This is a genomic window from Vibrio sp. V38_P2S17PM301 (assembly GCF_009904845.1).
Taxonomy (GTDB): Bacteria; Pseudomonadota; Gammaproteobacteria; order Enterobacterales; family Vibrionaceae; genus Vibrio; species Vibrio proteolyticus.
In genome coordinates, this window is record NZ_WXWO01000100.1 from 80,182 (window position 1) to 98,750 (window position 18,569).

Below are 18,569 nucleotides of genomic sequence, written 5' to 3' on the forward strand. Positions count from 1 at the left end.
GAAACTTTAAACAGAGGTCAACGTGCACGCTTTTGCCATCTTGTGTCTGGACAGTAATCCGCTCAGCGCTGAACAGCTGCGCCATGAACTGACGCCGTTTTGCAGCCGATTTGATCTGCACACGGCAGATAGCCTGGAAGATGCTCAGTCTGCGCTGGAGTTCTGTCACGCCCGGGAACAAGCTGTCGCACTGGTGATCGCCAGCCACCATGAACAGTTCAACGGTGCCGATTTCCTGATACAGCTTGATAAATCGCCTCACACTCAAAGCGCACGAAAAATCCTCATCAGTTGCGGGCAGGACATCAATGCCATCCTCGCTGCCGTGAATGAAGGCCGGCTCGACCATTGCCTGACCAAACCGCTGCAAGATCAACTGGTGTATAAAACCGCGCAAAAAGAGCTCACCACATTCGTGCTTGAGCACGATTCGGACAACCTACTTTATTACAGTCAGGTCCTGGATCAGCAGCGTCTGTTACGCGCACACATAGAGCAGAAAATGCGTTCTTTTCGCGAGGGCTTTATCAGTGATCATCACACATTGTCAGACAACGAGTTGGCCGAACAGGTAATTGCTGCGCTGTATGCATTTTTTGAACAGGAAGACGAAACTCGCGCTTGCCGCACCTACTCCAGTCAGCACCTGCTGACCAAAGAAGGCGAAGAGAATCGCTTTTTGTGGTTTATTACCTCGGGCCAAGTCGCCCTGTATAAAACCGATGATCAGGGTATTGAGCGAGAAGTGGTCAGGCACAACAAAGGCAGTATTGTCGGAGGCATGTCGTTTGTTACCGGTGAACGTTCGTTTTCCACCGCGGTGACCCTCACCACCACGGATGTCATCAAACTTGACCGGGATGTGTTCAGCAAAGTCATGCACTCCAATACCACCCTCTTGCCTCTGTTTACCAACTTACTGTTGCGCCATTTTAACCGCCGGCTGCAACGCAGTATTGTCACCAAGCTTGAACTGCAGAAAACGCTGGAGTCACTGGATTCGGCGCATCAACAATTAATTGAACGAGAGAAGATGGCCATGCTGGGTCAACTGGTGGCAGGCGTGGCGCACGAGCTCAATAACCCGGTGGCGGCAATTCTGCGCGGAACGGAAACCCTGACGGAAAAAATGCTTCACCTGATGAAGCAACCAGCGGAAGCCGAACTGGCCATACAAGGCACACAGTTGCTGGAAGAGGCACGCTCTGCCCGTCCGGTATCAACTGCGCAGGAGCGTACTCTGGCCAAACAAATTGAAGCGGATATCGGTGATCGTTTACTGGCGAAAAAAATAGCGCGGCTGAATCTTGCTGACAATGCCGAGCTTATGCATCTGGCTAAACACGCCCCCAGTAAAGCACAGCAAAAGCTAGCGCAACTTGAGGCTTATCATCTGACGGGTAGCACGCTACGATCAATTAATGTCTGTGCCCAGCGCATTGCCGATATGGTCAAAAGCCTCAAAGGCTATGCCCGCCCAGATGATGAAACATACCACGATGTTGATCTTCACGAAGGCATTGAAGATACGCTCGTGATCTTCGAAAACCGGCTCAAGCGCCATACCTTGGAAAAAGAGTACCATCCGCTGCCTCCTGTTCGCTGCCAGTCGATCGCTCTGCAACAAGTTTGGACGAATCTGATTTCAAATGCGCTCGATGCTTTCCCCGAGCATGGCGTACTGAAAATTTCGACCCAACATGTTCAAACCCAACAACAGAACTGGGCGCTGATCACGTTTGAAGATAACGGTCATGGCGTGCCCGAAGCTTTGCAAGCGCAAATCTTTGAACTCAACTTCACCACCAAACGGGAAGGTAACTTCGGTCTCGGCATTGGTTTGTCAGTCTGCCTGCAAATCATCAACCAGCATGGTGGCCAGATCGAAGTCGAATCCCAACCGGGCGAATACACTAAGATGAAAGTCTGGCTGCCGATTACAGCCACCCCACAACAAATGACAGGAACTGGCGATGAATAAATACCTTATTTTGTGTGTTGATGACGAACGTGACGTTCTGGACAGTGTGCTTCAGGACATCGATTGTTATGAAGAAAGTTTTATCGTCGAAGGAGCGGAGTCGGTATCAGAGGCGAAAGAGATCATCGCGGAATGCCAAGATGAAGACGTCAAGCTCGCGTTGATACTCTGTGACCATATTATGCCAGAACAGACAGGGATCAGTTTTTTGATCGAACTGAGTGAAAACCCACAAACCGCCGCCGCCCGCAAGATTCTCCTCACAGGTCAGGCCGGTTTAGAAGACACCGTCGAAGCGGTCAATCACTCCAGCCTCGACTTTTACATTGCCAAGCCCTGGCAGGGAGAAGCCCTGCGCAACGTCATCAAGTCGCAACTGACTGAGTATATGATTCACCACGAAAAAGACTTGATGCCTTGGGCATCCATTTTAGACACGGAGAAAATTTTTAACGCCATCGCAGAAAACAGAATCAGTTTTGGCGAATAAGGTCATTAAATAGTCATTCCATGGCATATTAATTGCTTGAACTTTAGCTCAATGACAAAAGAATGACATTTTTTAATGGTTTGCATCACCAGTGTTGCATTATCATATTTGGAAGTGTCGCGGTGCGACCGCTAGAGACCACGGAATCAATTAAAAATAGGTTTATGTTTACTATGCGCAAAACAATTCTTGCAGCAGCGCTGTTGCTTGCATCCGGGCAGTCACTTGCTCAAACCGATCCGAACAGTCCGTCCGTAATGAGTAACTTCAGCTACGATTACATTGAGGCACGTATTGGTGCAAGCCCTGTTACTTTCGGTACGGCTATCAGTAAATCTATCCACCCTAACGCTCATATTATCGGTCGTATTGATTCAGAGTTTGAAGGTGACTACGACGCGGCTGCGGGTTTTGGTTTTCACGCGCCGATCAATAACTGGGCAGATTTGACGGGTGAAATGCTATTCCGTTTGGTCGACGATGGCGACCACAGTGCGGACAGCGGCATGGAAATTAACGTCGGCGTACGCCAATGGCTTGGTCCCCAGCTCGAAGTCGGCGGTAAAGCCGGTTATGTTTCTATCGACGACGACGATGACTGGATCGGTTCAGTTTACGCGCGCTTCCACTCTACTGAGCTCTTCTCTATCGGCGCCGAAGCCCGTATTAACGACTTTTACGGCGACCAACTGATGTTCACAACACGCTTCAAGTTCTGATCCCAGCCCGAATGTAAAAAAACCGAGGTCTCTTTACCTCGGTTTTTTTGTCTCTCGACGGTTATTGGCAACAGGCCAGCAGTTGGCGTTTTTTCGGCTCCTGAAGCAGTTTCCAGTGGATGCCGTCGATGGCACCAGCAAATTTCCATAGCAGTTTAAGATCGACATCATTGCCGTAAGCGTGACGAACCCGGGAGAACACCTCCGCGGCCCCCAGCTCAATAAAGGTTTCGACATCATCGACACCCGCTTTTTTAACCATGCGCTCCAACGTCAATTGCATGTTCGGCAAATCACGCAGGCGCCGGCTGGCAGTCGATTTCTGAAATTCACGTTGGTTAACGGAATGTTTTATAGACTCTCGAACAATGTGCTCCAATTTCTCGTGACGCGATTCAAACAGCTCGGTGATGTCGTAATAGTTTACAGTGGCCGTCGTTTGTTTCTTCACGTGGCGATACTTTTCACACGCCAGATCGCCCAGCAGATCATCCAGATGGTCTCCACCCCGGATAAATAGCCGTTCGCCTGCAATCAGTGAAAACATCGCTTCAGACTGAAACAGCCCGATCCCACCAAACATAGAACGTTTCTGAAAAACACCAAATTGACTCACGTAATCGGTAAAAGCTTGCTCTGTCATATCCATTGATCCTCATAATCAGTCCCCCCGATTATTGTTGTAATCACCAGACAGTAGCAGTAAGCGAAATATTGATAACTTTATCGAAATTTAAAATATATTTATTGACGTCATTGCGCCTTATTTTTCTCAAATGATAGTTAACGTAGCAAAATAAGTCTGGGCATAGCTCACACGATTTGATTAATTTACAAGCCCATATGAGACTGATATCACAATTAGTCGCGGTTAAAATAGCGTCGGTCCGGCAACATAACCGCACTTCGGTTCCAAAAAGTGATCTACTCCACTTTGGGTGACAGATATTTAGTTGCCGATTATCCTCTCGCACCGTTAAACTGTATTGAGTACGCAAAAATATTGTCTATTCATGAACCATTTATCTTTTTACTGGCTACCCGAAAATCAAGAGCTGCTTTTAAAAGGAATTGAAAGCGAGTTTGCTCAGTTGATCGAGCAGTCGCTCAGTACCGGCAAAATCAGTCTTCCTCCTATCTCCGAAGTAGTCATTCGTATCCAAAAACTATGTACTCAGGACACCACTGGCATCTCTGATGTGGCGGATTGTCTTCTTGAGGACCCGGGACTTGCGGCAATTGTCATTCGAGTAGCGAACTCGGTGATCTTCAACCGCCGTAATATCACCTGCACCGACCTGCTGACGGCAGTATCGAGGCTGGGGCTTCTTCGCGTACGTGACATCGTTACGGCGCAAGCCATAGAACAACTGAAACATTCAGTCTCACTCAGCAATGAGTGCAATCAGATCCTCGCCCGCAGCGCAGCCACCTCGCGAGAATTGGCCGCAACGATGGTGTTGGTGACGCGTTCGTTCCATCAAAGTGGCGATCCGGCATACCAGCACATTGAGACAGACAAAGCCCTGTTGGTTGGCCTGTTGGCCGATATTGGACTGTTCTGCCTGGTGAACGAGTACTACCTCTATCTGGAACAGGGTAACTATCTCGACCAACACATTGCGTTGCAGATCTTCAACTCTCAGTGTTCCAGCACCAGCCAGCTGGTCCTTAACCGCTGGGGATTCGATCAGGATTTCATTGATGTGGCCGCCAATGCCCGACACGAATCCGGTGTGGATGTTATCTCCTATCTCGACATCGCGCGGATCGCTAATCACTTGTTGATGTTCCGTCGTAAAGACGAAGCCATTGACGAGCACCATGTAGAAATTGACGTAACCGGCGCTGACGTGCTGTACAAATTATCCAATTTAAGTGATATTGAGTTTAAAACTCATATTGACGACGTCATCAATGCTAGCGGCCTGTAAGGCCGCTAGTCGCATTTTCTACAAAGGAATACAATGTTTACAGGGATGCTGTTTATCTTTGCCCCGTTGGTGCTGGGGTATTTTATTGTCATATCTAACGCCAACCGACTGGCGCAAATCAATAAAACCACATCTTCTCTCATCTACGTCATACTGGCGTTGATGGGGCTGAGTTTGGCTGCACTGGACAATCTCAGCCATAACCTGCAAACCATACTTGAGTACACCGCGGTATTTTTTTCCGTCCTCGGCCTGTGCAATCTGGCAGCGCTCCCCTTAATTGACCGTTTTTTGCCTATTCAGACCGATGCCAGCCACACAAAACTCCCGTTATCGAGCATGGCTCTTGAATCTGCCAAGCTGATTCTGGTGGTCGGTGGTGGATTGCTTGCCGGTCTGGTAGCGCCGTTCGGCCTGCATTGGGTGGATACTGCCAGCGAGTGGATTTTGTTTGTATTGCTGTTTTTTATCGGCATTCAGCTTAGAAACAGTGGTCTGACCCTGCGCCAGATTCTGCTCAATAAACACGGGATGGTGATTGCCATGGTGATCATCGCCACCTCTTTGCTGGGCGGGCTGATCGCCGCCTGGGTTCTCGAGATTGATCCATACCGAGGCTTGGCCATGGCGTCCGGCTTTGGCTGGTACTCCTTGGCGGGCATACTGATGGGCGATGCGTTTGGTCCGGTATACGGCGGCGCCTCGTTCATGATTGAACTGCTGCGCGAACTTGTCGCTTTGGTGGTGATCCCGTTGCTGATTCGCAGCCAGCCGTGCACTGCCATCGGATACGCCGGAGCCACTGCAATGGACTTTACCCTGCCAGTCATTCAGACCACTGGTGGCGTGCGCTGTGTCCCGGTGGCTATCGTCAGTGGTTTTATCCTCAGCTTGCTGGTACCGATACTGATGCTGTTCTTTGTCTCTCTTGCAAGCTAGATCGCAGGAAAGTATCACTATTTCCTCTAGAATTGCGCTCAAATAATAACAACAGTAGGGAAAAGTAATGTTTCCGGAACACGATATGTCCGGCCTTTACGCCCCACTTCAGCTTAAGAAAAAAGGAAAGATTATGAAACGCTTACTGGTTGCGGCTCTGCTTAGTGCCACATCGTCAATGGCGATGGCGGCAGACAATGCGTGTCTGTCCAAGAAATACGATGCGTACGTGGATGCCTCAATGACTTGGTATCAGGATCTGGCCAAACTGACGGCGGAAAAGTACCCGGAGTTGAAAGAAGTCAGCGACTGGTTCCTGCAAGGTCGTGAGCATCACTTTGAACTCAACCGCGCAGCCGTGAAATATTACCTCGACAACGATCCGTCTAAAGTCGCGACCGAGCGAGCGGTAGAAGCCTGGCTAAAGCTGGATCAGCAGGATATTAAAGTCTTAGCCTCACGCAGTGATGAACTGGGTAAGATCGCCAAAACCACCTACGATGATCGCCAGTCCAAACCACACAGCCAGAATTATGATTTGCGCAGCGCGTTTGCTGAGCTGCTCAGTCATCCAAAACAAATTGACCCTGCTCTCCAGCGCTACAATCAGGCGATTGCAAAAGCTGAAACTATCCAATGTCAATAGCAGCACAGGCCAAGCGTCAGTCGCACCACTCAATTAAGACGGGACTTTAGTCCCGTTTTCGTTTAGATTGTCCCGCTCGCAACTGAAGAAAAATAAACACTAGCTGTATGGTATCAGAACAGAAAACGGCGGACGTGAGCTTCGAGAGCCTGCTCCGAATCTTCACCATTCCCGAAGGGCCAGATTCCACACTGACCAAAATCGAAGAGAAATTATCGCAGAACCTGAATGTGTTCTTGCGCGATCATATTGTTGCCGAAGAAAAGCCACTGCGTGACATCGAGAAGGATTTCGCCTACGCCACCATTCCCGAGCAACCCTCTTTTGTCTCTGACCATACGCAGCACCTGCTGGATACACTGGTGTCTCACTCAGTCCACACGTCTGCCCCCAGCTTTATCGGTCACATGACCTCCGCGCTGCCCTATTTTTTGATGCCACTATCAAAAATCATGATTGCGCTCAATCAGAACTTGGTCAAAATCGAAACCTCCAAAGCCTTTACGCCGTTAGAGCGTCAGGTTCTGGGTATGCTACACCGTTTGATTTATACCCAGGATGAGGAATTTTATGCGCAGTGGATGCACAGCGCCGAGCACTCTTTAGGTGCATTCTGCTCCGGCGGTACCATCGCGAATATCACGGCATTATGGGTGGCACGCAACAACGCCTTAAAAGCCGATGGCGAGTTCCTGGGGGTTGAAAAAGAAGGCCTGTTCCGTGCGCTGAAACATTACGGCTATGAAGGTCTGGCGATCGTGGTTTCTGAACGGGGTCATTATTCGCTGAAAAAAGCGGCGGACGTACTGGGCATTGGACAGCAGGGCCTGATTGCCGTTGACACAGACGAACATAACCGGATCAAACCGGCAGCGCTGCAAGCGACGTTGAAGCAGTTAAAATCTGACAAGATCCTGCCGTTCGCGGTTGTTGGCGTCGCTGGCACCACTGAAACGGGCAATATTGATCCACTCAGAGAAATCGCTGAGATCTGCTCTGACGAAGGTTGTCATTTCCACGTTGATGCGGCATGGGGCGGCGCGACTTTAATGTCCAATACCTACCGCCGCTTATTGGATGGCATCGAACTGGCCGATTCTGTCACCATCGATGCCCACAAACAACTCTATATTCCTATGGGTGCCGGCATGGTGTTATTCAAAGATCCCAATGCCATGCAGGCCATCGAGCACCACGCGCAATACATATTACGCAAAGGCTCAAAAGATCTGGGCAGCCACACTCTGGAAGGATCGCGCTCCGGTATGGCGATGCTGGTTTACGCAGCCATGCACATTATCAGCCGTCCGGGTTATGAATTGCTGATTGATCAGAGCATCAACAAAGCCCGCTATTTTGCCGATTTGATTAAACAGCAAGCTGACTTTGAACTGGTTTCCGAGCCTGAGCTGTGTCTGCTGACGTACCGCTATCTGCCAGAAAATGCTTGTCAGGCAATGCAAATTGCTGACAAAGAAGATAAACTGGCGTTAAATGAATTGCTCAACGAACTCACCCAGTTTGTCCAAAAGCGCCAGCGAGAAACCGGTAAAACGTTCGTTTCGCGCACCCGCCTGAATCCAGCACGCTGGGATCGACTGAATACCATTGTATTCCGGGTAGTTCTGGCCAATCCGCTGACCACGGACGACATTCTGCAATCGGTACTGGATGAGCAACGTGAGATCGTGCAGCAAGCCCCGAATCTGATGACCAGCATCCACACGTTGTGTCAACGCATCCTAAACGGCTAGACCTTTCGATGAACAGCGAAATGAAATTTTCTTTCGTTTTGCTGTAATTCATCCATCATTAATCGTCTTTTTTATCTTTAAAATTGCTGATTTTTGGCTGAATTCTGTAGTTTTACCGAAATTTTGTTTGAGGCTTGTCATATTCTCACTAATTGATGTCGAGAAATGTTACTGTATCAATCATCGTTAGGTTTATACTCAACTTATGGCGTTGGCTACCAAATGCCTTACTGGAAGTCGATTATTTCCCCCATGCATGATTGGGTTTCAGGTATGGCCAATGAGATGTGCTCTATACCCTCGTGAACACTATGAATACATTAGAAAAAATCCAAAAGAACCTGGAAAATTTCAGTAAGTCTGAGCGCAAGGTTGCGGAAGTGATCATGGCATCACCTCAGACTGCTATTCACTCGAGCATTGCGACACTGGCTAAAATGGCCGATGTCAGTGAGCCGACTGTTAACCGTTTCTGCCGCCGCCTGGATACTAAAGGTTTCCCAGATTTCAAACTGCACCTGGCTCAAAGCCTGGCCAACGGGACACCTTATGTAAACCGCAACGTTGAAGAAGACGACGGACCGGATGCGTACACACACAAGATTTTCGAATCGACGATGGCGTGCCTGGACGTGGCGAAAAATAGCCTGGATCCAATGCAGGTTAATCGCGCGGTCGATCTGCTGACGCAAGCAAAACGCATTTCGTTCTTTGGTCTGGGCGCATCGTCCGCAGTGGCCAAAGATGCGCAGAATAAGTTTATCCGTTTCAACATCCCCATCACATGCTTTGAAGATATCGTGATGCAGCGTATGAGCTGTATTAACTGTACCGATAACGATGTGATTGTGTTGATTTCACATACTGGGCGCACCAAGAGCCTCGTGGAGATCGCTCATCTGGCACGTGAAAATGGTGCAACGGTGATAGCTATCACGGCAAAAGACTCACCTTTGGATAAGGCCAGCTCGTTGTCGATTTCACTCGATGTACCGGAAGATACTGACGTGTATATGCCAATGGCCAGTCGTGTCGTACAGATGACGGTGATTGATGTGCTCGCGACGGGTTTTACGCTGCGCCGTGGCACCGGATTTCGTGAGAACCTCAAGCGGGTAAAAGAAGCGCTGAAAGACTCACGCTACGACAAGCTGTCGCATTTCTAAACGCAGACATAAATTGATCCCAACGGAGCCTAAAGGCTCCGTTTTTTATCGCGTGATTTGCGGACTTTCACTCCCCACTACCCTCACCTCTCCCGAGTTCGGGCCGAGCGACAGCCGGTCGCATTGCGCCTGACAGCAACAGACCTGCTGCAGAATGTACACTAAGCGCTCCTGATTAAGTGGCAGCGGATTCCCTTTAATGGCTACCGACTTCAGTGCATCTTTGGCAACTTGCTCAAATGAAGTGGTACACACGCTAAACGTGCTCAACGGCGGTAAATCCAACGCAGCCAGTGTCCGCTCAACCCAAAGCACGCCATCTGCTGGCTTGGCATCGCTGCGCTCGCAAAGTAGCTGCGCCATTTTTTGATACCGCATCACAACGTCCTGGCGACCGGCTTCCGATGCCGCTGCAATGTTCTCACGCATCACATGGGGCGCTAATCTGGCGGTAATCACACTGTGAGGGGCACGAAGCTTGCCACCCAGCGCAGAAGCAAGGCCATGGGCAGCGCCCAGTTTGGCGTTGGTGATCGCCATCCCACCAAGCAGCGCCGCAAACGACAGGTCGCAGCGCGCTAACTGATCATCGTGCAGACACCCGGACAGGATGGACTGGCTTAAGCGTCTCAGACCTTCCTCACAAATCATATCAGTGAGGGGGTTGGGGTCACCGCACACGTACGCTTCCATTAGGTGCGTAAAAGCGTCCATTGCGCCTCTTCCCGACGTGTATCGATCCGTCCCATAAGTCAGGCTCGGATCAACGATGGCCACATCCGCCAACATATCCGGGTTGCGCAAGCTGACTTTGACCCGCTCCTGAGCCGATTTGAGAACCGCATTACGCGTGACTTCCGAGCCGGTACTTGCGGTGGTCGGAATGGCAATGAAAGCTATCGGCTTCGCTTTGAGTGGCACATTGCGCCCCACGACTTCCACATAATCCACAAGGCTACCCTGATTGGGAATGATTGCCGCAAGGGCTTTGCCCATGTCCAGCACACTGCCCCCTCCCATCGCAATCACCATATCCGGACCAAATTGTCGCCCGACCTTCGCCGCTTCTTCCACCATGGCGATGCTGGGTTCATCGGTTATCGTTATCTGAACAAAACGGATATTCTGACTCTGCAAATAATCACTGACCGTCTGGGCACGCGTAAGATCCTTCCCGGTGACCAACACAGCGCTGTAGCCGTATTGATTGATGATCGACAAAGACGATGCCAGCACTCCCTCACCAAAGAGAATTCGGGTGGCGGTCATAAACTGAAGCATAACCTGTTCCCCTAAGTGGAATATGAACTGTGACTACTTTGCCTTGTTACACCACAAAAATATTTGACCTTGGTATCTATGTGGTTATAACCCCTATTTTAAACACGGTTTTCTGCGACACATCACACCGTATCCAGGCCATGAATCGCCTGGCTGAACACTTTGCAATCAATAGAGCCTGCCTATCAAAGCAAGAGGTAAATGTTGCTTTATTTCCGTATTTGGATAAGGCATAGTTGTCGCTAACAGAATAAAGGAGAAAGTTAATATGTTCGTAGTTATCTTCGGTCGCCCGGCTTGCCCATACTGTGTACGCGCAAAAGAGCATGCAGAAACTCTGAAAGCGAAACGTGACGACTTCAACTACCGTTATGTCGATATCCACGCAGAAGGCATCAGCAAAGCTGATCTGGAAAAGACTGTAGGTAAACCAGTAGAAACTGTGCCTCAGATCTTCATCGACCAACAGCACATCGGTGGTTGCGACGATTTCGAAGCTTACGCGAAAGAAAACCTTGGTCTGTTCGATTAATTGACAAGATTCTCACAAGCCCGCTATTTCAGCGGGTTTTTTGTATTTGTCAGGAAAGTGGAACTAATAATAAATTTAAAAAAATTTCACTTATCTTTTGGTAAGATTCAGATACAATTCGCAAACTTAACCTACTCCCCTCACTGGCACATTTAATAGAGCCGAGCCGTGAATATTGACGTCGTACACTTGCTTGAACAAAACCCCATCCTTCTAATCTTTGTTGTATTAGCGATAGGCCTCGCCTTCGGAAAAATACGTTTCGGAAACCTGCAACTGGGTAACTCCATTGGTGTCCTGATCACATCGCTGATCATGGGACATTTGGGTTTCTCGTTTAGTTCTGATGCACTGGCTATCGGCTTTATGCTGTTTATCTATTGTGTGGGAATTGAGGCCGGACCCAACTTCTTCGGTATTTTTTTCCGAGACGGGAAACATTACTTTATCCTCAGTATGGTCGTGCTGGTTACCGCAGTGTCGATCACCTACTTCTCCAGCCACTTCCTCGGACTCGACTTTGGTCTTTCCGCCGGTATGATGGCGGGGGCTCTGACCTCCACCCCGGTGCTGGTTGGTGCTCAGGATGCGCTGAACTCCGGACTCGCCACCATCCCGCACTCGATGGATTTCGACCTGGTGATGGAAAACTTATCTGTTGGTTATGCCATGGCGTATCTGATCGGTTTGATCAGTATGATCATGTTCGCCAAACTGCTGCCCAGGCTACAAAAGCAGAATCTGTCTGATTCCGCGCAGCAGATAGCGCAAGAGCGAGGCCTCGGTAGCTCAGGCCAGCGCAAAGTCTACCTGCCGATCATCCGCGCCTATCGTGCTGGCCCGGAACTTATCGACTGGACCGACGGTAAAAACCTGCGTGAGCTGGGCATCTATCGTCAAACTGGCTGCTACATTGAACGGATTCGCCGTAACGGCATTCTGGCCCACCCTGACGGTGACGCAATTCTTCAGGAAGGCGATGAGATTGCGCTGGTGGGTTTCCCGGACAGCCACGCTCGTCTTGATCCGAGTTTTCGTAACGGCAAAGAAGTGTTCGACCGAAACTTGCTCGACCTGCGCATCGTCGAAGAAGAAATCGTTGTCAAAAGCGACTCGATGGCCGGTAAACGTCTGTCTGATCTGAATCTGTCCGAATACGGTTGTTTCCTTAACCGTGTGGTGCGTGCACAAATCGAAATGCCGATGGATCAAGATATCGTGCTGGCAAAAGGTGATGTGCTGCAAGTCAGTGGTGAGAAAAGCCGGGTACATGGTCTGGCCGAACGGATCGGCTTTATCTCAATCCATAGTCAGATGGCAGACTTACTCGCCTTCTGCAGCTTCTTTATTCTCGGGCTACTGTTTGGTCTGATTACCATGACGTTCGGCCAGGTGTCTTTTGGCCTGGGTAACGCTGTCGGGCTATTGTTGTCCGGGATCACGCTTGGTTTCTTGAGAGCTAACCACCCCACCTTCGGTTATGTCCCTCAGGGGGCACTGAACATGGTGAAAGACCTCGGCCTGATGTTTTTCATGTCCGGTATTGGCCTCAGTGCGGGTGGCAAAATGTTCGAACATCTGGCGCAAGTGGGGCCACAGGTCATCGGCATCGCCTTCTTAGTCAGTGTCGTCCCAGTTGCGCTGGCGTATCTGGTTGGCGCCTACATCCTTAAGATGAACCGCGCATTGTTGTTCGGTGCCATCATCGGTGCACGTACCTGTGCGCCGGCCATGGACATTGTGAACGACTACGCCAAATCAACCATCCCGGCATTGGGTTACGCGGGAACATATGCCATCGCCAACATTTTGATGACCTTAGCCGGTACGGTACTGATCATCCTCAGTTGATCGGTGTGCAGACTCCAAGACTAAAAAAGGCGCTCTACAGAGCGCCTTTTTGTTTCACCGAATCTGTGATTACAGGTTGATGAAGTTGGTTTCAACGGCTGGATTCACGTCTGCGTCGTAATCCACACCTTCGACACCAAAGCCGAACAGCTTAAGGAACTCTTCTTTGTATTCCACGTAATCTGTCAGCTCTTTGATGTTTTCACTGGTGATCTGTGGCCACAGGTTGCGGCAGTGCTGTTGAATGTCATCACGCAGTTCCCAGTCATCCAGACGTAGACGGTTTTTGTCATCCACTTCCGGCGCGCTGCCATCCTCTTTGTACAGACGCTGGCTGAACATGCGGTAGATCTGCTCCATACACCCTTCGTGTACGCCTTCTTCACGCATTTTCTTGAATACCATCGCGATGTACAGTGGCATCACAGGAATTGCCGAGCTCGCCTGAGTGACAACCGATTTCAGTACCGCTACGTTAGCGCTGCCGCCGATAGCCGAAAGCTTGTCGCTAAGTTCTGTTGCGGCGCGATCCAGGTCCATCTTCGCACGGCCTAGTGCACCATCCCAGTAGATAGGCCAGGTCAGTTCAGTACCGATGTAGCTGTAAGCAACGGTTTTACAACCTTCTGCCAGAACACCTGCGTCAGACAGCGCATTAATCCACAATTCCCAGTCCTGACCACCCATTACTGTAATGGTGTCTTCTATTTCTTGCTCAGTAGCTGGTTCTACGCTGGCTTCAATGATCACATCTTTGTTGGTGTCAACCGCCGTTGAAGTGTACGTTTCACCAATCGGTTTTAATGATGAACGAATCAGTTCACCGGTTTCCGGCATCTTACGCACTGGTGAAGCCAGTGAGTACACTACCATATCAATCTGGCCCAGATCTTCTTTAATCAGATCCACGACTTTCTGTTTTGCTTCATGGGAGAAAGCATCGCCGTTGACGCTTTTCGCGTACAGGCCTTCTTCATGCGCCAGCTTTTCAAATGCAGCCGCATTATAGAAACCAGCGGTACCTGGTTTTTTCTCTGTGCCTTCTTTTTCGAAAAACACACCAATGGTTGAAGCACCGCCACCAAATGCCGCAGCGATACGTGAGGATAAACCGTAACCACTTGACGCACCGACCACCAGTACACGCTTTGGCGCGTTTTTGATTGGGCCTTGTGCTTTCGTGTAAGCAATTTGTTCTTTTACGTTTGCTTCACAACCCACCGGGTGAGTTGTGGTACAGATAAATCCGCGAATTCTAGGTTTGATGATCATATTCAACTTCCTTAAAAAATCCCCGCTAGGATAAAAGGTTCGACACGAAATCTCATCTAATTTCTGTAAATTTGCTCAGAAATAGCAAGTGGTTGGAGCACTTTAATCCGGATTCGTGTCCCCACCCAGAGCTTTTCCGCCCAGTATAGACAGCTTTGTCAGCTCTGGTGACCGGTTTGTGTTCAAGCAACATGTTTATTTTTTGATCGCCGCTTCCAAAAAATAGGTGTTGTTACTGATTTTATTCAAATATTCACATTCATGTGCCAGATTGGTTTGGCAACAATAATAATCAACGTAAGGATATACTATGCATTACTCGCCTCTGCTCTCTGGCTTGCTGTTATCGGCACTGGCACCAACTGCTCTCGCGGCGGTCGCCAACGGAGACTTCGAACAGTGGACCAACGGTTCACCCGATCATTGGAGCGTGATCGATTCCGGCATTACAGTGACCGACACTTTTCAACCTCTCTTTTCGGGCTCACGAGCAGCCGCGCTGAACGTCACCACCACCACCCAAAGTGCCACCGATTTTCGCCAGAGCGTCGCCGTGCAAGCCGGCCAACAATACGACTTCAGCGTCCGGGTTTACCATACCGAAGGACATGTGGCAGCGCGCCTTTATGTCGACGGCTATCAGAATTACACCAACCCAGCTATCACGGGTGAATGGCAACAATTGAGCCACAGTTACACCGCCAGCAGTGACGGCAATATTGAGGTCGGGCTGCGCTTTTATGACCAAACCGGTTTTGATGGTCAGGAGCTGGTGTACATTGATGATTTTGCTCCCGCTAGCAACAGTGATGGCGATAATGGGGGAAGCGGCGACAATGGCAGCGGCGGGCTGGATAATCTCTCCAGTTACTATCAAAGTGCAGAAGGCCTGACTGGGTACGCGTTGAAAACTGAGCTGTATAACATCATTAACAGCCATAACGACCAAAGCTACAGTGCACTGTGGACCTTCTACATCAATAATGAGCGCGATACGTACTATGAGCAAGACAGCTCCATACTGGACGTGTATTCGGAAAATCCCGCAGCCAACGACCCTTATACCTACACTGCTGGCAATGACCAATGTGGCACCTACCGCGGTGAAGGCGATTGTTATAATCGCGAGCACGCCTTCCCACGCAGTTGGTTTGGCGGCGCTGTCGCACCGATGAACACCGACGTGCACCACATTTTTCCAACCGATGGCTACGTTAACGCCAAGCGCAGCAGTTACCCTTACGGCGAAGTCAGCAGTGCGTCCTACACCTCTGCTAACGGCTCGAAACTTGGCAGTGCCAAAACGGAACTCGGTTACAACGGTACCGTCTTTGAACCGATTGATGAGTTTAAAGGTGACATCGCCCGAGCGTACTTCTATATGGCAACCCGCTATCAGAACGTGATTGCCGGCTGGGAGAACAACAGCAGTTATGGCGACGCCGTCTTAGATGGCAGCTCGGACAAAGTCTACGAAGACTGGTTCCTGAGCATGCTGGTTGATTGGCATCAACAAGATCCGGTCAGCCAGAAAGAGCGGGATCGCAACGATGCGGCATACACTTTCCAGGGCAACCGCAACCCTTTTGTTGACTACCCACAATTTGTCCACGAGATCTGGGGGCAATAAAACAAAAAGGCACCCTATCGGGTGCCTTTTTCAGATGCTCGTGACGCTTACTTTCAGGCGACACTGTTCAGTTTCGGTTTGTTACTCGTCTCCTGCGTCAGGACTTCACTAAAGTCATGACTGAAGTGGTCAACCTGAATCGCCTGATAGCGCAGCGTATCGGCTTCCAAAATCTGATCCACTTCTTTCTGAGTCAGTACATTCTGTTCCAAAGCCTGCTCCAGACGATCTTTCAGCAGTCCTTTACGCGCTACTTTACCGTCTTTCGCCGCACGCATCAGTTTACGCTCCAGAGATTTCACTCCGTACATCGCGAGGAAAGCCCGCTCCATCAAACCGACACTGTCGTCCGCGTCCTGGCCGATGTAGCACAAGTGAGTCAGACGGTCACGGTGTGCACCCGGTGTCATCAGGCTCTCTGCCAGTTTAACAGACAGATCATCATTTGGACGCTCAAAGTGGTTACCCAGTGGGAACACCAGCAGTTTAAGCAAGCGACCCGCTGCTTTATTCGGGAAGTTAGTGTACGCCTCTTGTAGCGATTTAGCCGCATGATAGAAACAATGCTGCATCGCGTAGTGAACATAATCGAGATCCTGCTGCTGGCGACCTTCATCTTCGTATTTCTTCAGCGTTGCAGACGCCATATACAGGTAGCTGAGACCATCCCCCAGTCGCGCTGAGATCATCTCTTTGCGTTTCAGTTCGCCACCCAGAGTCAGCATGGCAAAGTCCGCGCTGACCGCCAGAGCCCGGCTCAGACGCGTCAAATCCTGGTAATATGGCTTCGTCGGGCCACTCATATCCGCTTTGACGAAGTAGGACCCGGTCAGAGCGGCACCAAATGCGCCCAGTGTATTTTTAGTCGCGTGAGCAATGTGTTTGAACAGCAGGCTATCGAACTCATCCGCCCCTTGTTTCTCATCCGGATTTGCCGCCGCTTCCATCTCTTTCAATACGTATGGGTGACAACGGGTCGCTCCCTGACCAAAGATCATCAGGTTACGGGTCAGAATGTTTGCCCCTTCCACCGTGATAGCAACCGGAATACCGAGATAATGGGTACCCAGGTAATTCATCGGGCCATCCTGAATGGCACGACCTGAGTGAATGTCCATCGCATCATTCAAAATGGTGCGCGCCATTTCTGTCATGTGGTATTTGGCAATTGCCGTCACAATCCCTGGTTTCTCTTTTAGATCCAACGATGTGGTCGTCAGGGTACGGGTGGCTTCAAGCAGGTAAGTCAGACCACCGATGCGTCCCAGCGCCTCTGCCACACCTTCGAACTTACCAATCGACATGCCAAACTGTTTACGCACATAGCTGTACGCACCAGTGGTGCGCGACGTCAGGTGGCCAATCGCCGTACCCAGTGCTGGCAAGGAAATACCGCGTCCTGCTGACAGACACTCCACCAGCATACGCCAACCTTTACCCGCGTATTCCTGACCACCAATCAGCCAGTCCATTGGAATGAACACATCTTCGCCACGCGTCGGGCCGTTCATAAATGCCAGACCCAGCGGATCATGACGCTCGCCGATGATCACACCTTCGTGGTCTGCCGGGATGAGCGCACAGGTGATGCCAAGCTCTTTCTTGTCGCCCAGCAAATTGTCCGGATCGTACATTTTAAAAGCCAGGCCCAGCACGGTTGCCACTGGCGCTAAGGTGATGTAACGCTTGTTCCAGTTCAGACGGATACCGAGTACTTCTTTTCCTTCATGTGTGCCGTAACACACGATACCCTGATCCGGAATACCACCAGCGTCCGAACCCGCCTCTGGGCCAGTTAACGCAAAGCATGGAATATCGGTGCCGTCGGCTAGGCGAGGCAACCAGTAATCTTTCTGCTCCTGAGTACCATAATGAGACAACAGCTCACCCGGACCTAAAGAGTTCGGCACCATCACGGTCACCGCCGTGCTGATGCTGCGGGTCGCAATGCGTGACACGATGGTCGAGTTCGCCAGAGAAGAAAACTCACGGCCACCATACTCTTTGGAAATGATCAGTGAGAAGAAACGTTCTTTCCGCAGGTATTCCCACACTTCTTTCGGCAAGTCACGGTCTTCTTTAACAATTTTATGGTCATCCAGCATGGTCAGCAGGGTTTCCAGTTCATTGTCCATAAAAGACTGCTCTTCAGCGGTCAGCGTCGGTTTTGGGTATTGGTGCAGCTTGGTGAAATCAGGTGATCCCGAGAACAGCTCACCATCCCACCAGACACTACCCGCCTCCATTGCCTCTTTCTCCGTACTGGACAACGGAGGCAACACTTTCTTGAAGAGTTTGAATGCCGGGTCACTAATCCATTTTCTTCGTAGAGAGCACATAATCAGATCCTTTTGTTCACAGGTAAGGGCCTACG

15 protein-coding genes are annotated in these 18,569 nt (G+C 50.2%); 11 read left to right on the top strand and 4 right to left on the bottom strand.

All coding sequences use genetic code 11. The annotated features are described in order from the left end of the window. Positions 1 to 22 precede the first annotated feature (22 nt). From CAG64_RS21275 to CAG64_RS21285, 3 genes are all read left to right on the top strand, one after another. Positions 23 to 1,981: an ATP-binding protein gene (locus tag CAG64_RS21275; protein WP_161447989.1), complete on the top strand. Its 1,959-nt coding sequence runs from the start codon at positions 23 to 25 to the stop codon at positions 1,979 to 1,981. Next, positions 1,974 to 2,471, top strand: a complete 498-nt coding sequence (locus tag CAG64_RS21280) for a response regulator (RefSeq protein WP_021703674.1) — start codon at positions 1,974 to 1,976, stop codon at positions 2,469 to 2,471. Before CAG64_RS21275 ends, CAG64_RS21280 begins: the two co-directional genes overlap by 8 nt. Before the next feature lie 173 nt (positions 2,472 to 2,644). Continuing rightward, the gene (locus CAG64_RS21285) at positions 2,645 to 3,190 is read left to right on the top strand and encodes a hypothetical protein (RefSeq protein WP_040902135.1); all 546 of its coding nucleotides are present in this window, start codon (positions 2,645 to 2,647) and stop codon (positions 3,188 to 3,190) included. A gap of 61 nt (positions 3,191 to 3,251) precedes the next feature. Here the strand turns inward: CAG64_RS21285 and CAG64_RS21290 are convergent, their stop codons facing one another. Beyond that, on the bottom strand, positions 3,252 to 3,839 hold the full coding sequence (locus CAG64_RS21290; RefSeq protein ID WP_161453850.1) for a TfoX/Sxy family DNA transformation protein: 588 nt from the start codon (positions 3,837 to 3,839) through the stop codon (positions 3,252 to 3,254). 364 nt (positions 3,840 to 4,203) lie between these two features. On the opposite strand from CAG64_RS21290, the gene CAG64_RS21295 reads away from it, so the two are divergent. The 5 genes from CAG64_RS21295 to CAG64_RS21315 all read left to right on the top strand — a co-directional run bounded on the left by CAG64_RS21295 (position 4,204) and on the right by CAG64_RS21315 (position 9,629). Continuing rightward, entirely contained in the window at positions 4,204 to 5,124 is a 921-nt protein-coding gene (locus tag CAG64_RS21295; protein ID WP_021703677.1) for an HDOD domain-containing protein, read from the top strand. Between the two features lie 33 nt (positions 5,125 to 5,157). Continuing rightward, complete coding sequence (locus CAG64_RS21300; protein ID WP_161457277.1) at positions 5,158 to 6,063, top strand: lysine exporter LysO family protein; 906 nt, start codon at positions 5,158 to 5,160, stop codon at positions 6,061 to 6,063. A 133-nt stretch (positions 6,064 to 6,196) separates the two neighbouring features. Further along, the gene (locus CAG64_RS21305; RefSeq protein WP_161453852.1) at positions 6,197 to 6,709 is read left to right on the top strand and encodes a hypothetical protein; all 513 of its coding nucleotides are present in this window, start codon (positions 6,197 to 6,199) and stop codon (positions 6,707 to 6,709) included. A gap of 107 nt (positions 6,710 to 6,816) precedes the next feature. Then, a complete protein-coding gene (gene panP / locus CAG64_RS21310; protein WP_161457278.1) occupies positions 6,817 to 8,463 on the top strand; it encodes a pyridoxal-dependent aspartate 1-decarboxylase PanP in 1,647 nt (548 codons plus the stop codon). A gap of 311 nt (positions 8,464 to 8,774) precedes the next feature. Continuing rightward, positions 8,775 to 9,629, top strand: coding sequence for a MurR/RpiR family transcriptional regulator (locus tag CAG64_RS21315; protein ID WP_040902137.1), 855 nt, complete (start codon positions 8,775 to 8,777; stop codon positions 9,627 to 9,629). 45 nt (positions 9,630 to 9,674) lie between these two features. Here the strand turns inward: CAG64_RS21315 and CAG64_RS21320 are convergent, their stop codons facing one another. After that, on the bottom strand, positions 9,675 to 10,910 hold the full coding sequence (locus tag CAG64_RS21320; RefSeq protein WP_161457279.1) for an iron-containing alcohol dehydrogenase: 1,236 nt from the start codon (positions 10,908 to 10,910) through the stop codon (positions 9,675 to 9,677). Positions 10,911 to 11,178: 268 nt separating this feature from the next. Here CAG64_RS21320 and CAG64_RS21325 point away from each other — a divergent pair, with 268 nt between their 5' ends. Continuing rightward, positions 11,179 to 11,442, top strand: coding sequence for a GrxA family glutaredoxin (locus CAG64_RS21325; protein ID WP_021703683.1), 264 nt, complete (start codon positions 11,179 to 11,181; stop codon positions 11,440 to 11,442). 168 nt (positions 11,443 to 11,610) lie between these two features. Beyond that, a complete protein-coding gene (locus tag CAG64_RS21330) occupies positions 11,611 to 13,293 on the top strand; it encodes an aspartate:alanine antiporter (protein WP_021703684.1) in 1,683 nt (560 codons plus the stop codon). Between the two features lie 69 nt (positions 13,294 to 13,362). Here CAG64_RS21330 and fabV read toward each other — a convergent pair whose 3' ends face one another. Next, entirely contained in the window at positions 13,363 to 14,565 is a 1,203-nt protein-coding gene (fabV, locus tag CAG64_RS21335) for an enoyl-ACP reductase FabV (RefSeq protein ID WP_021703685.1), read from the bottom strand. Between the two features lie 310 nt (positions 14,566 to 14,875). Here fabV and CAG64_RS21340 point away from each other — a divergent pair, with 310 nt between their 5' ends. Then, positions 14,876 to 16,195 carry an endonuclease gene (locus tag CAG64_RS21340; protein WP_161452692.1) on the top strand — a complete coding sequence of 440 codons (1,320 nt, stop codon included), beginning with the start codon at positions 14,876 to 14,878 and terminating at the stop codon, positions 16,193 to 16,195. A 53-nt stretch (positions 16,196 to 16,248) separates the two neighbouring features. Here CAG64_RS21340 and CAG64_RS21345 read toward each other — a convergent pair whose 3' ends face one another. After that, entirely contained in the window at positions 16,249 to 18,534 is a 2,286-nt protein-coding gene (locus CAG64_RS21345) for an acyl-CoA dehydrogenase (protein WP_161452694.1), read from the bottom strand. Between the last annotated feature and the right edge of the window lie 35 nt (positions 18,535 to 18,569).

Excerpts from the sequence above, each read along its gene's own strand:
- CAG64_RS21280 (WP_021703674.1), top strand. The coding sequence starts at position 1,974 with ATGAATAAATACCTTATTTTGTGTGTTGATGACGAACGTGACGTTCTG.
- CAG64_RS21285 (WP_040902135.1), top strand. The coding sequence starts at position 2,645 with ATGCGCAAAACAATTCTTGCAGCAGCGCTGTTGCTTGCATCCGGGCAG.
- CAG64_RS21290 (WP_161453850.1), bottom strand. The coding sequence starts at position 3,839 with ATGGATATGACAGAGCAAGCTTTTACCGATTACGTGAGTCAATTTGGT.
- CAG64_RS21295 (WP_021703677.1), top strand. The coding sequence starts at position 4,204 with ATGAACCATTTATCTTTTTACTGGCTACCCGAAAATCAAGAGCTGCTT.
- CAG64_RS21300 (WP_161457277.1), top strand. The coding sequence starts at position 5,158 with ATGTTTACAGGGATGCTGTTTATCTTTGCCCCGTTGGTGCTGGGGTAT.
- CAG64_RS21305 (WP_161453852.1), top strand. The coding sequence starts at position 6,197 with ATGAAACGCTTACTGGTTGCGGCTCTGCTTAGTGCCACATCGTCAATG.
- panP (WP_161457278.1), top strand. The coding sequence starts at position 6,817 with ATGGTATCAGAACAGAAAACGGCGGACGTGAGCTTCGAGAGCCTGCTC.
- CAG64_RS21315 (WP_040902137.1), top strand. The coding sequence starts at position 8,775 with ATGAATACATTAGAAAAAATCCAAAAGAACCTGGAAAATTTCAGTAAG.
- CAG64_RS21320 (WP_161457279.1), bottom strand. The coding sequence starts at position 10,910 with ATGCTTCAGTTTATGACCGCCACCCGAATTCTCTTTGGTGAGGGAGTG.
- CAG64_RS21325 (WP_021703683.1), top strand. The coding sequence starts at position 11,179 with ATGTTCGTAGTTATCTTCGGTCGCCCGGCTTGCCCATACTGTGTACGC.
- fabV (WP_021703685.1), bottom strand. The coding sequence starts at position 14,565 with ATGATCATCAAACCTAGAATTCGCGGATTTATCTGTACCACAACTCAC.
- CAG64_RS21340 (WP_161452692.1), top strand. The coding sequence starts at position 14,876 with ATGCATTACTCGCCTCTGCTCTCTGGCTTGCTGTTATCGGCACTGGCA.
- CAG64_RS21345 (WP_161452694.1), bottom strand. The coding sequence starts at position 18,534 with ATGTGCTCTCTACGAAGAAAATGGATTAGTGACCCGGCATTCAAACTC.